General features: G+C 67.3%; 13 protein-coding genes. 9 read left to right on the top strand and 4 right to left on the bottom strand.

All coding sequences use genetic code 11. The features are described from left to right. Positions 1–24 precede the first annotated feature (24 nt). Positions 25–918 carry a DMT family transporter gene (locus LU699_RS11740; protein WP_232137988.1) on the top strand — a complete coding sequence of 298 codons (894 nt, stop codon included), beginning with the start codon at positions 25–27 and terminating at the stop codon, positions 916–918. Positions 919–943: 25 nt separating this feature from the next. Here the strand turns inward: LU699_RS11740 and LU699_RS11735 are convergent, their stop codons facing one another. Next, positions 944–1,840 (bottom strand): NAD-dependent epimerase/dehydratase family protein, encoded by an 897-nt coding sequence (locus tag LU699_RS11735; protein WP_232137989.1) that lies wholly within the window; start codon positions 1,838–1,840, stop codon positions 944–946. Positions 1,841–1,953: 113 nt separating this feature from the next. On the opposite strand from LU699_RS11735, the gene LU699_RS11730 reads away from it, so the two are divergent. Genes LU699_RS11730 through LU699_RS11705 form a run of 6 tightly spaced genes read left to right on the top strand, consistent with a single transcriptional unit; the run spans position 1,954 to position 7,765 of the window. After that, complete coding sequence (locus LU699_RS11730; protein ID WP_232137991.1) at positions 1,954–4,731, top strand: monovalent cation/H+ antiporter subunit A; 2,778 nt, start codon at positions 1,954–1,956, stop codon at positions 4,729–4,731. Further along, positions 4,731–5,096 (top strand): Na+/H+ antiporter subunit C, encoded by a 366-nt coding sequence (locus LU699_RS11725; protein WP_232137992.1) that lies wholly within the window; start codon positions 4,731–4,733, stop codon positions 5,094–5,096. The genes LU699_RS11730 and LU699_RS11725 overlap by 1 nt, the downstream gene beginning before the upstream one ends. Continuing rightward, a complete protein-coding gene (locus LU699_RS11720; RefSeq protein WP_232137993.1) occupies positions 5,093–6,622 on the top strand; it encodes a monovalent cation/H+ antiporter subunit D in 1,530 nt (509 codons plus the stop codon). The genes LU699_RS11725 and LU699_RS11720 overlap by 4 nt, the downstream gene beginning before the upstream one ends. Next, positions 6,619–7,125, top strand: coding sequence for a Na+/H+ antiporter subunit E (locus LU699_RS11715; RefSeq protein ID WP_232137994.1), 507 nt, complete (start codon positions 6,619–6,621; stop codon positions 7,123–7,125). The genes LU699_RS11720 and LU699_RS11715 overlap by 4 nt, the downstream gene beginning before the upstream one ends. After that, positions 7,122–7,391, top strand: coding sequence for a K+/H+ antiporter subunit F (locus LU699_RS11710; protein WP_232137995.1), 270 nt, complete (start codon positions 7,122–7,124; stop codon positions 7,389–7,391). The genes LU699_RS11715 and LU699_RS11710 overlap by 4 nt, the downstream gene beginning before the upstream one ends. Next, positions 7,388–7,765, top strand: a complete 378-nt coding sequence (locus LU699_RS11705) for a Na+/H+ antiporter subunit G (RefSeq protein ID WP_232137996.1) — start codon at positions 7,388–7,390, stop codon at positions 7,763–7,765. The genes LU699_RS11710 and LU699_RS11705 overlap by 4 nt, the downstream gene beginning before the upstream one ends. Positions 7,766–7,804: 39 nt before the next feature. On the opposite strand, the gene LU699_RS11700 is transcribed toward LU699_RS11705, so the two are convergent. After that, positions 7,805–8,464 (bottom strand): lectin, encoded by a 660-nt coding sequence (locus LU699_RS11700; protein ID WP_232137997.1) that lies wholly within the window; start codon positions 8,462–8,464, stop codon positions 7,805–7,807. Between the two features lie 150 nt (positions 8,465–8,614). On the opposite strand from LU699_RS11700, the gene LU699_RS11695 reads away from it, so the two are divergent. After that, on the top strand, positions 8,615–9,160 hold the full coding sequence (locus tag LU699_RS11695) for a hypothetical protein (protein WP_232580177.1): 546 nt from the start codon (positions 8,615–8,617) through the stop codon (positions 9,158–9,160). Between the two features lie 16 nt (positions 9,161–9,176). Here the strand turns inward: LU699_RS11695 and hmgA are convergent, their stop codons facing one another. Next, positions 9,177–10,457 carry a homogentisate 1,2-dioxygenase gene (hmgA, locus tag LU699_RS11690; protein ID WP_232138068.1) on the bottom strand — a complete coding sequence of 427 codons (1,281 nt, stop codon included), beginning with the start codon at positions 10,455–10,457 and terminating at the stop codon, positions 9,177–9,179. A 192-nt stretch (positions 10,458–10,649) separates the two neighbouring features. Continuing rightward, the gene (hppD, locus tag LU699_RS11685; protein WP_425491151.1) at positions 10,650–11,717 is read right to left on the bottom strand and encodes a 4-hydroxyphenylpyruvate dioxygenase; all 1,068 of its coding nucleotides are present in this window, start codon (positions 11,715–11,717) and stop codon (positions 10,650–10,652) included. Between the two features lie 132 nt (positions 11,718–11,849). On the opposite strand from hppD, the gene LU699_RS11680 reads away from it, so the two are divergent. After that, positions 11,850–12,350 carry a MarR family winged helix-turn-helix transcriptional regulator gene (locus LU699_RS11680; RefSeq protein ID WP_232138000.1) on the top strand — a complete coding sequence of 167 codons (501 nt, stop codon included), beginning with the start codon at positions 11,850–11,852 and terminating at the stop codon, positions 12,348–12,350. The last annotated feature ends 1 nt before the right edge of the window (position 12,351 follow it).

Here is a 12,351-nt window from a genome sequence, read left to right as displayed (position 1 = left end):
TCGCGCCACGCTGGTGCATCGCCCGTGTCACCCCGCGATCTCGTTCTGGTTCTCGTCGTCTGTATCGCCTGGGCGCTGAACTTCCTCGTCTCGGCCAATGCGCTGCGCGAGATTCCCCCGTTTCTCTTCACCGCGGTGCGCTTCGCGATGCTGGCGCTGCCGCTGGTGTGGCTGCTGCGACCGCCCGCGCCCGGGCAATGGCCGCGCTTGATCGCGGTGTGCCTGTGTATCGGCGTGGCGCATTTCGGCCTGAGTTTTCTCGCGCTGCGGCTGTCGACGGATCTGTCGTCGCCGGCGATCGTCATGCAGAGCTACATCCCGATGACCGCGCTGCTGGCCTGGGCGGTGCTCGGCGAGCGGTTCGCCTGGCGCACGGGTCTGGCGATCGGCGTGAGCTTCTGCGGCGTGCTGGTGCTGGGCTTCGATCCGGTGGTGCTGGCCAACCCGGCCGCGCTGCTGACGATGCTGGCATCGGCCGCGATGCTCGCGATCGGTACGGTGCTGATGAAGCGCCTGCGCAATGTCGACATGTGGAACATGCAGGGCTGGACCGCGGTCTTCAGCGTGCTGCCGCTGCTGGCGATCAGCCTGGTGTTCGAGCCCGGCGGTTTCGACCAGCTCGGCAACGCCGGCTTCGCCGGCTGGGGCGGCGCGGTCTACGCGGCGTTCGTGTCCTCGCTGCTCGGCCACGGCCTGTACTACGTGCTGATGCAGCGCTACCCGGTCGCGATGGTCACGCCGTGGTTGCTGCTGGTACCGGTGATGGCGATCGGTCTGGGCGTCGCGTTCTGGGGCGACCGGCCGGGGCCGAGGCTGTGGATCGGCGGGGCGATGGTGCTCGGCGGCGTGCTGGTGATCGCACTGCGCGCGCTGCAGAAGTCGCGCAAGCTGGTCGAGGAACCGATGGCAGGGCCATGATCCGATCCGGACAAGACGGCGCGCGTCAGTCGACGCCGAACATCGCCGGCTCCGCGCGGAACGCCCGCGGCGCATAGCCGAATGCCGCCTGCGCAGGCGCGGCATCGAACACCAGATCCTCGCGCATGCGCGTCACCGCGCCTGGCGGCAGGCCCTGCAGGCGACCGGCGCGATGCGCCGCCCACAACGCCGCATCGAACAACGCGCCCGGCAGCACCAGCAGGCGCGGCGCGGGCTGCAGGCAGGCCAGCGTGCGCGCGACCATCGTGCGGTAGTCGAGGGTCTCCCCGCCCGGCAATGCGAAGGCCTGGCCGTACGCTGCGGGCGCATCGACCGCGGCCTGCGCCGCCGCCGCGAGATCGTCGACGTGCACCGGCTGGCGTCGACCGCGCGCGTCGGCAGGCAACACGAACATGCCGCTACGCTGGGCGAGCGCGACGATCAGGCTGAGGTTGCGATCGCGTCCGCTGCCGTAGACCAGCGTCGGCCTCAGCAGCGTCGCCGCAGCGCCACGCGCCTGCGCCGCCGCGAACACGCGCTCCCCCGACGTGCGCAACCGCATCGCCAGCTCGCGCTCGCCCGGATCGCTGGCCGCCTGCTTGGTCGCGTCGCTGGTCGAACCGAACGCGACGACGCGCGGACATTCGATCGAGGCCTCGGCGTACCACAGCGAGAACTGGTCCAGCGGGCCGCAGCTGAAGATTGCATCGGCTTGCGCCGGCAAGGTGTCCGGCATCGTGGCGAACGCACCGGTGTGCCAGCGCAGTTGCGGGCCATCGGCGCGCGACGCGCGCGACAGGGCATCGACGGTCCAGCCCGCGTCGAGCAGTCGCGCCAGCAGGGCCGCTCCGATCGCGCCGCTGGCACCGAAGACCAGCGCATGGCGTGCGTGCGGGGGCGTAGTGGCTGCGATCGACGTCATGGGACATAGCATATCGAGCCGCGACGACGCTCCGTCGACCGGCATCGGTTAAACTGCCCGGCCCTTGCGTGACCCGCCGGCCCTCTGGCCGACCTGCCTCCACAAGGAGCCCGATGCTCGAACTTCTCTTGGCCCTGCCTTTCGCGCTGGCGCTCGTTGTAGCGCTGTCCGCGAATGCGTCACGGCGCACCGTTGCCTGTCTGGCCGGCCTCGTGCCGTTGCTGGGTCTTGGCGTATTGGCTTTTCTGGCCGGTGACGTCTTCGACGGCACCATTCTCAAGACCCAATACGCGTGGATTCCCGAAGCCGGGCTGGATTTCAGCCTGCGTATGGACGGGCTGGCCTGGACGTTCGCATTGATGGTGCTGGGCATCGGCGGACTCGTCGTGCTCTACGGCCACTACTACCTGTCGGCCAAAGACAGTCCGCGACGGTTCTTCACCTATCTGCTGCTCTTCATGGGCGCGATGCTCGGCATGGTCATCGCCGGCAACCTGCTCCTGCTCGCGGTGTTCTGGGAACTGACCTCGATCAGTTCGTTCCTGCTGATCGGCTTCTGGTCGCATCGCCAGGACGCCCGCCAGGGCGCACGCATGGCGCTGACGATCACCGGCATGGGCGGCCTGGCGCTGCTCGGCGGCGTGCTGCTGATCGGCCGCATCGTCGGCAGCTACGATCTCGATGTCGTGCTGGCCTCGGGCGATCTGATCCGCGCGAGCCATCTGTATCCGTGGGCGCTGGGCCTGGTGCTGCTGGGCATTTTCACCAAGAGCGCGCAGTTCCCGTTCCACTTCTGGCTGCCGCACGCGATGGCCGCGCCGACGCCGGTCTCGGCGTACCTGCATTCGGCGACGATGGTGAAGGCCGGCGTGTTCCTGCTGGCGCGCCTGCATCCGGCGCTGGCTGGGACCGATCTCTTCTTCTACGTGGTCAGCGGCGTCGGCGCGACGACGCTGGTGATGGGCGCGTGGTTCGCGATCTTCCAGCACGACCTCAAGGGCCTGCTGGCGTATTCGACGATTTCCCACCTCGGTCTGATCACGCTGCTGTTCGGCCTGTCGACCGAAATGGCCGTCGTCGCGGGCCTGTTCCACATCCTCAACCACGCGATGTTCAAGGCCTCGCTGTTCATGGCCGCGGGCATTATCGACCACGAGACCGGCACGCGCGACATGCGCCGGCTCGGCAATCTCAGACGCCTCATGCCGATGACCAGTGCGCTGGCGATCGTCGCGTCATTGGCGATGGCCGGCATTCCGCTGCTCAACGGCTTCCTGTCGAAGGAAATGTTCTTCGCCGAGGCGCTGGAGATAGGCGGCCACGGCACGATGCGCTGGGTGATCAGCATCGCGGCGCTGCTGGCCGGCGTGTTCGGCATCGCCTACAGCCTGCGCTTCGTGCACGACACCTTCTTCGGCCGCGGCCCGCGTGCGCTCGACGTGGTGCCGCACGAGCCGCCGCGCTGGATGCGGATTCCCGTCGGCGTGCTGGCGATCCTGTGCCTGGTGATCGGCATCATTCCGGCGCTGACCGTCGGCCCGCTGCTGCATACGATGGCGCGCGGCACGCTCGGCGCCGCGACGCCGGAGTTCAGCTTGTCGGTGTGGCACGGCATCAACCTGCCGCTGATGATGAGCGTCGCCAGCCTGGTGTTCGGCGTGCTGCTGTACTTCGGCCTGCGCAAGCTGCTCGACTTCCATGCCGTGGTCACGCGCTCGACCGGCCGTCAGGTCTTCCAGGTCAATCTGGAACGTCTCTTCTCGCTGGCCCGTGCGTTCACCGCGCGCGTCGCCAACGGCAGTCTGCAGCGCAGTCTGTTCGGCCTGCTGCTGGTCGCGCTGGTGCTGGCCGGCTGGCCGCTGCTGGGCAACTTCGCCGAGCTGATCGCCAACGGTCCGGGGCCGCGTCCGCTGCCGGTCATGGGCTGGATGATCTGGGCGGTGATCGTGGCCTCGTCGATCGGCACCGTGGTCGTGCACGGCAAGCGCCTGACCGCGCTGATCGTGATCGGCGGCGTCGGTCTCGCGGTGAGCCTGATGTTCGTCTATCTCTCCGCGCCGGATCTCGCGCTGACCCAGCTGCTGGTCGAGATGGTGACGATCGCGCTGATGATGATGGCGCTGAACTATCTACCCAAGCAGTCGAAGAGCACGCGCCGGCCGCTGCGCAAGTTCCGCGATGTCGCGATCTCGATCGTTGCCGGCGGCGGTCTCGGCGCGCTGGCCTACGCGATGATGGTCTCGCCCGCCGACACGATCTCCAACGAGCTGCTGGTGCGCTCCTTGCCCGAGGCCTACGGCCGCAACGTAGTCAACGTGATCCTGGTCGACTTCCGCGGCTTCGATACCTTCGGCGAGATCACCGTGTTCGGCACGGCCGCGCTGGTGGTGCACGCGCTGCTGCGCTGGGCGCGTCTCAAGCCCGACGAAGTGATGCCCGGCCCGCCGGTGCACCTGCCGATCGCGGCCGACCTGACCCAGCTGCTGTTCCCGCTGGCACTGACGGTGTCGATCTATCTGTTCCTGCGCGGCCACAACGCACCGGGCGGCGGCTTCATCGCCGGCCTCGTGTTCGCAGTGCCGGTGCTGGTGAAGTACGTGCTGCAGGGCGCGCGCGCGGTCGAGGCGACGTTCGGCTTCGACTACCTGCGTGGCATCGGTGTCGGCCTGTTGCTGGCGGTGATCGGCGGCGTCGGTTCGTGGTGGTTCGACGTGCCGTTCCTGACCAGCGGCCATCTCGATGTGGAACTGCCGCTGATCGGCCTGCTGCCACTGGCCAGTGCACTCGTGTTCGACACCGGCGTCTATGTGGTCGTGTTCGCCGGCACCCTGCTGATGCTCTCGACGATGGGCACGGTCAAACAACGTCAGGCTGCGGAGGAGGCGCACTGATGGAACTCGCAATCGCTTCCGCCATCGGCGTGCTCGCCGCCTCGGGTGTCTACCTGCTGCTGCGCGCACGCACCTTCGACGTGATCCTCGGGCTGACGCTGCTCTCGTACGCGACCAACCTGCTGATCTTCTCGTCCGGCCGCCCGGTCGTCGGCAAGCCGCCGGTGCTCAAGGACGGCTTGGCCGAAACCCTCGCCAACTACACCGATCCATTGCCGCAGGCGCTGGTGCTGACGGCGATCGTCATCGCGTTCGCGATGACCGCGGTGACCGTCGTCATCGCGATGCGCGAGCACTCGGACCTGCATACCGACCATGTCGATGGTGAAGAGCCCGACGAAGAACAGCGCGGAGGCCGTCGATGAACCACATCGCGATCGCCCCCGTCCTGGTGCCGCTGGTCACCGGCGCGATCCTGCTGCTGCTCGAGCGCACCCATCGCGCCTCCGTGCTGCGGATGTGGGCGTGGATCGGCATGGCTGCGCTGCTGGTGACGAACGTGGCGCTGCTGCGCGAAGTGCTCGACGGCGACACCGTGGTGTACCTGCTCGGCGACTGGCCGGCGCGTCTCGGCATCGCGCTCGTCGTCGATCGCCTCTCGGCGTTGATGGTCACGACCACGACGCTGCTGGCGATTCCCTGCCTGCTCTACGCGTGCGCTGGTTGGGACAAGCGCGCCCTGCACTTCCACGCGCTGTTCCAGGTGCAGCTCGCCGGCCTCAACGGCGCGTTCCTGACCGGCGACGTGTTCAACCTGTTCGTGTTCTTCGAGGTGATGCTGATCGCCTCGTACGGCCTGCTGCTCAGCGGCGCGCGCGGCGCGCGCATCAAGGCGGGCATGCACTACGTGGTGTTCAACATCGCCGCGTCTACCGTGTTCCTGCTCGCGCTCGGCCTGCTCTACGGCATGCTCGGCACGCTCAACATGGCCGAGATGGCGGTGCGCGTGGCGGCACTCGGACCGGACCAGGCACTGCTGGTGCGCGCCGGCGCCGGCCTGCTGCTGCTGGTGTTCTGCGCGAAAGCCGCCCTGCTGCCGTTGTATCTGTGGCTGCCGGAAGCCTATGCGCGTGCGCCGGCCGCGGTCGCCGCACTGTTCACCATCATGACCAAGGTCGGTCTGTACGCGGTGCTGCGCATCTACACGCTGGTGTTCGGCAGCGAGGCCGGCCTGCTCGCCGATTTCGCATGGCCATGGCTCCTGCCCGCGGGCGCGGCGACGATGGTGCTGGCCGCGCTCGGCGTGGTCGGTGCGCCGCGGTTGCGCATCGGCGTCGCGTATCTGGTGCTGCTGTCGGCGGGCACGCTGTTCGTCGCGTTCTCGCTCGGCAATGCCGGTGCGATTTCCGCGGGCCTGTACTACCTGCCGCAGAGCGTGTTCGTCACCGCCGCGCTGTTCCTGCTGGCCGACATCATCCAGCGTCATCGCGGCGGCACCGGCGACTATCTGATGCCGATCGCGTCGATGCCCGGCAAGACCGTGCCGGCGCTGCTGTTCCTCGTCGCTGCAGTGTCGGTGTCGGGCTTGCCGCCGCTATCGGGCTTCATCGGCAAGCTGCAGCTGCTGAACTCGGTGCCGGAAGACGTGATCGGCTGGGTCTGGGCCGCGATCCTCGGCAGCAGCCTGATGGCGGTGATCGGTCTATCGCGCAGTGGCACGCGCCTGTTCTGGCGTGTCGATCCGGTCGCCGAAGGCGTGGAAGCGCCGCCGCTGCGTCGCAGCGAACTCGCCGCGACGATGCTGCTGCTCGGCTACGGCATCGTCATGACGGTGTTCGCCGGTCCGATCCTGCGCTACACCGAAGCGACCGCCGCGCAGTTGCTGGCGCCGTCCGAGATGATCGAACGCGTCATCGGCGAGACGCCCGTGCTCAGGGAGCCTTCGCGATGACGACCCGACAGCCCTTCATGCGACGTTTCCTGCCATCGATTCCGCAGAGCCTGACGGTCTTCGTCTTCTGGCTGCTGATGGCCGAGGACTACAGCCCCGGCAACATCGTCATGGCGCTGATCCTGGCCTGGCTGATGCCGCAGCTCGCCGCCCGCCTGGAGCGCGAGTTCGCCCAGCTCGGACGCCTGCGCGGCATCTGGACGCTGATCGGACGGCTGCTGTGGGACATCCTGATCGCCAACCTCACGGTGGCGAAACAGGTGCTCGGCCCGAACCACAAGCTGCATTCGCAGTTCGTCTGGGTGCCGCTGGACCTGACCAACATCCACGGTATTTCGGCATTGACCAGCGTGATCACGCTGACGCCGGGCACCGTGTCCGCCGAGTTGTCGGAGGACCGCAAACACCTGCTGATCCACTGCCTCAGTACCGATGATCCGCAGGCGCTCGTCGCCGAGATCAAGACCCGTTACGAGGCACCGTTGCGCGAGGTATTTCCATGATCACGATCGCGATCATCGTCGGCATGCATCTGGTCGGCATCGCCATGCTGCTGTCGCTGTGGCGGCTGCTGCGCGGACCGACCGCGCCCGACCGCATCCTGGCGCTGGACACGCTCTACGTCAGCTCCATCGCCCAGCTGATCCTGTTCGGCATGCTGATGAACACCGAGATCTATTTCGAGGCCGCCTTGGTCATCGCGATGCTCGGCTTCGTCGGCACCGTGGTGCTGAGCAAATACGTCATCCGCCGGGACATCGTCGAATGAGCACCATCCTCGATGCCATCCTCGCGTTCCTCCTCGTCGTGGGCTGTTTCTTCACCCTGCTCGGCGCGATCGCGCTGCTCAAGCTGCGCGACTTCTTCCAGCGTGTACACGGGCCGGCAAAGGCCAGCACGCTCGGCGTGGGCTGCATCCTGTTCGCGTCGATCGTCTATCACTGGGTCAACGGCAGCGGCGTGCATCCGCGCGAGCTGCTGATCACCGTGTTCCTGTTTCTCACCGCACCGATCAGCGCGCATCTGATGTCGCGCGCGGCGCTGTCGCTGATGGACGATCGTCCGCCGCATCCCGATCGCCTGCCCGATGCGCAGCAGAAGGTCGTCGACGACGAAGATCCGGCGCCGCCCGAGCGCCAGTGAGCCCGGGCCGCGGCATGCCGCGACCCGGACATTCATGGATCAGCCGCAGCGTTCGACGTAATCGACCTGCGGCGGCACACCGATCCGCCAGCCGGTGACCTTGCCGGCTGGATCGGTCTCGAACACCAGCGCGGACGTGCCACCACCGGTGTCGGTCACGCGCAGCGTCTGCGCGCCTTCGACGTACTTGTGCGGAGACGCTTCGACGCGACCTGTATACAGGCGCTCGATCTCCGCGCGCTCCATGCCGACCTTGCCGCCGCCCGGCGCCGTGTAGCCGTCGTTGCCGACGTCGATGCGCGCGAACTTGTCGCCTTCGATCATGAAGCCGATGCCGTAGTCGGTCGTCCCCATCTGCGGCGGCGTCAGGTAATAGCAGCCGCCCGGCTCGGACGGCTTGGCATCGCCGAGATCGTTGCCCCAGACCATGCGGACCTGCTCGGCATCGCTGCCGAATGCGGCCGGGCCGAAGCCCTGGAACGTCACGACGCCGTCGACGACCTGGGGCACGTTGGTGCCCATCGCGTTGGCGGGCGGCACATGCGCGTCAGGCTGATCGCCCGGCGGCGCAGGCTCGGCTGCCACGGCCGGTGCGGATGCTGCGGGCACGGGCTCGACGGGCGGCGCCTCGTCGCGTTGGCACGCGGCGAGTGCGAGAGAGAGCACGGCGATGGCCGGCAGGGCGCGATGGAAGTGCATGCGACAACTCCTGGAAGGTGACCGGCGCGAGACTAGCGCGCCCGCGTGAACGAGACGTGGCCCACGCTTCCGCGCACCGCGCCGCGGATTGTCATGGATGTTTCATCGGCGCTTCCCATGCTGCACGCCTGCCGCTGGAAGTCGCCGTCCGTGCCCGCCCGCAAGACCGAACTCGCGCATCGCGCGCTGGCCACTCACGGCACTTCGCTGGACCTGCGGCAGCGCCGTGCGCTGATCCTGTGCGATGGACAACGCACGGCCGCCGAACTCACGCGCATGCTCGGCGCGGACACGCCCGCCCTGCTGCTGCAGTTGCAGACGCTCGGTTATCTGGATGCACTCGATGCGGTGGCATCGACGTCCGCGCCCCTGCCCGCGCACGAAGCCGGCACGCCCGCATCGACACCCGCGGCCACGCGTCGCCGTTCGCTGAGCGCGGCGCGCATCTACGTGCAGGGCATGCTGGAGCTGCAGCGCGCGCCAGCGGCATTGGCGCTGCGAACGCGCCTGATCGGCAGCGCCGACGAAGCCGCGACGGTGACCGCGATTCTCGACGCGATTGCAGGCCTGCCTGCGTTCACCAAGCCCGGTTACGCGGCGCGCATGCGCGAACGCGTGGCGGAAGTGCTGCCGGAACCGCACCTGCCGGCGCTGGCCGCGCTGGTGCTCGAAGGCGAAGCCGACGCGGTGGCCTGACGCCACCGCGCATCACTCAACCGCGCGGCGGCACGAAGTTGCGCTGCAGACCTGCCCAGCAGGACTGGTAATCGCCCTGGCGGTGCACGGCGTCGAGCGCCTGGCGTGTCGGCCGGATCACCGCGCGCGTCTCGAACATGAAAGCCATCGTGCCGCTGATGACGTCGGGCTTCGACAGATCGGCCGCGCTGGCTTTTTCGAACGTCGCCGCGTCCGGGCCGTGTCCGCTCATGCAGTTGTGCAGCGAGCACGCACCGGGTGAGAAGCCGTCGGCCTTCGCGTCGTACTGGCCGTGCACCAGACCCATGAACTCGCTGGCGACGTTGCGATGGAACCACGGCGGACGGAACGTGTCCTGCGCCACCAGCCAGCGCGGCGGAAAGATCGCGAAATCCATGTTCGCCGTGCCGGGCGTGTCGCTCGGCGACGTGAGCACGGTGAAGATGCTCGGATCGGGATGGTCGAAGCTGATCGAGCCGATCGCGTTGAAGCGGCGCAGGTCGTATTTGTACGGCGCGTAGTTGCCGTGCCAACCGACGACGTCGAGCGGCGAGTGGTCGATCGGCGCCTGCCACAGATGGCCCTGGAATTTGGCGATCAGGGTGAAGTCGCCTTCGATGTCTTCGTACGCGGCCACAGGCGCGAGGAAATCGCGCGGATTGGCGAGGCCGTTCGCACCGATCGGACCGAGATCGGGCAGACGCAGCGCGTGGCCCTGGTTCTCGCAGACATAACCGCGGCTCGGGCCATCGGGCAGTTCGACACGGAAGCGCACGCCGCGCGGGACCACCGCGATCTCCTGCGGCTCGACCTCGAGCACACCGAATTCGGTCGCCAGCACCAGACGTCCCTGCTGCGGCACGATCAGCAATTCGCCGTCGGCGCTGTAGAAAAAACGGTCGCTCATCGACGCGTTCGCGGCGTAGACATGGATGCCCACACCTTCGTGCGCGCCAGGTCCGCCGGTGCCAGCCATCGAGAACAGACCGTCGACGAAATCGACCGGCGTTTCGGGGATTGGCAACGGACTCCAGCGCATCTGGTCCGGCGGCACCGGGCCACGATCGAAACCATCGTGGAGTCGCGGCTGCTGGAACGGCGAGAACGTGCCGTGCATCGCTGCGGGCCGGATGCGGTACAGCCAGCTGCGCCGGTTCTCACCACGCGGCGCGGTGAACGCAGTGCCCGAGAGCTGCTCGGCGTACAGACCATGCGCCACGCGCTGCGGCGAATTCCTGCCGATCGGCAGCGTGCCGGGCTCGGCCTCGGTCGCGAATTCGTTGCCGAACCCGGACATGTAACCGCGCGGGCCGCGCACTTGCGTATGGCCCAACGGCAGCGCCGTCACCGTGTCGTCCGTCGATGCGTTCATGGCTTCACCCGAATGAAAGTTCCGCCGTGCATCCCGCGTTCGGGGATGACGGCTGCAGACCCGCTGCCTGCGTCGGCCCGCGCCTTTTTCGACGCGGACCACGACGCTTCGTCGAACTCAGAGCACGCCGCGCTGCATCTGGTCGCGTTCGATGCTCTCGAACAGCGCCTGGAAGTTGCCTTCGCCGAAGCCCTCGTTGCCCTTGCGCTGGATGATCTCGAAGAAGATCGGGCCGAACGCGTTCTTGGTGAAGATCTGCAGCAGCTTGCGCTGCTTGGTCTCCGGATCGGCGTCGATCAGGATCTTGTTGCGCTGCAGACGCGCGACGTCTTCGCCGTGGTTCGGGATGCGCTGGTCGATGACGTCGAAATAGGTTTCCGGCGTGTCGAGGAAGTCGATGCCCTTTTCGCGCATCTGCTCGATCGACGCATAGATGTCGTCGGTGAAACAGGCGATGTGCTGGATGCCCTCGCCCTTGTAGGCGTCGAGGTATTCGTTGATCTGCGACTTCGGATCATTCGACTCGTTGAGCGGAATGCGCACCACGCCGTCCGGCGCGGTCATCGCCTTCGACTTCAGGCCGGTCTTCGTGCCCTTGATGTCGAAGTAGCGGATCTCGCGGAAGTTGAACAGCTTCTCGTAGTAGTCCGACCACTTCTGCATGTTGCCGAAGTAGAGGTTGTGCGTGAGGTGGTCGATGAAGGTCAGGCCGAACCCGGTCGGGTTCTGGTCGGCGCCGTCGATCGCGACATAGTCGTCGTACATCGAACCCGACGCGCCGTAGCGGTCGACCAGATACAGCATGCAGTCGCCGATGCCCTTGACCACAGGCGCGTCGACGGCCTTGCTCGACTCGCGATCACCGATCGCCTCGCCACCGTTGCCCAGCACCTTGCCGTAGACATCGCCTGACGGCTGCTTGAAGCGGATCGCGAAGCCACAGGCGGACGGACCGTGCGCCTTGGCGAAATCGGCCGCGAAGGAATCCGGATCTTCATTGAGCAGGAAATTCACCCCGCCCTGCCGGTACACGGTGATCGCCCGCGTCTTGTGCTTGAGCACCGCGGCGAAGCCCATGTTGCGGAAATAGGTGTGCATGAAATCCGCCTGGCCGGCAGGCGCGGCGAACTCGACGAACTCGAAGCCGTCGATGCCCATCGGGTTCTCGAACGTGGTCACTTCCATGCCGAGATTGGGGGCGGTGTGTGCGTGAGCGCTCATGGGATACTCCGTCGCGATGGGGCCGGCCGGGAACGGGCGGTTTCAGACCTTCCTTTATAGTTACGCATGCAACCTAATTGCAAGGCGCATCGCACCATGACCCAAACCGCGGCCCCTCCTGCTGCCCTGTCCGACCCCGCTGACGCCCACGACGGCTACGGGCATCACCGCCTCGATCTCGAGCAGTTCCTGCCCTACCGGCTGAGCGTGCTGACCAACCGCATCAGCCGCGGACTGGCCGACATCTACAGCGAGCGCTTCGGGATCAGCGTGACCGAATGGCGGGTGATCGCGGTGCTGGGGCGCTATCCGGGTCTGTCGGCGAACGGGGTGGCCGAACGCACGGCGATGGACAAGGTGGCGGTGAGCCGCGCGGTCGCGCGTCTGCTCGAGCGCGCGCTGATCGAACGCGAGATGCACGACAGCGATCGCCGCCGCTCGGTGCTGGAACTCAGCGAGGCCGGCTACGCGGTCTACGACGTCGTCGTGCCGCTGGCGCTGGAATACCAGCGCAACGTGCTGGCGCCGCTGGACGAGGCCGAGCGCGCGACCTTCGCCGCGATGATGGCCAAGCTCGAGGCGCCGCTGAAGGATTGAG

The organism is Luteimonas fraxinea, assembly GCF_021233355.1.
GTDB classification, from domain to species: Bacteria; Pseudomonadota; Gammaproteobacteria; order Xanthomonadales; family Xanthomonadaceae; genus Luteimonas; species Luteimonas fraxinea.
Note: the sequence above shows the minus strand (reverse complement) of the source record. Positions and strands in the feature narration are given on the sequence as shown.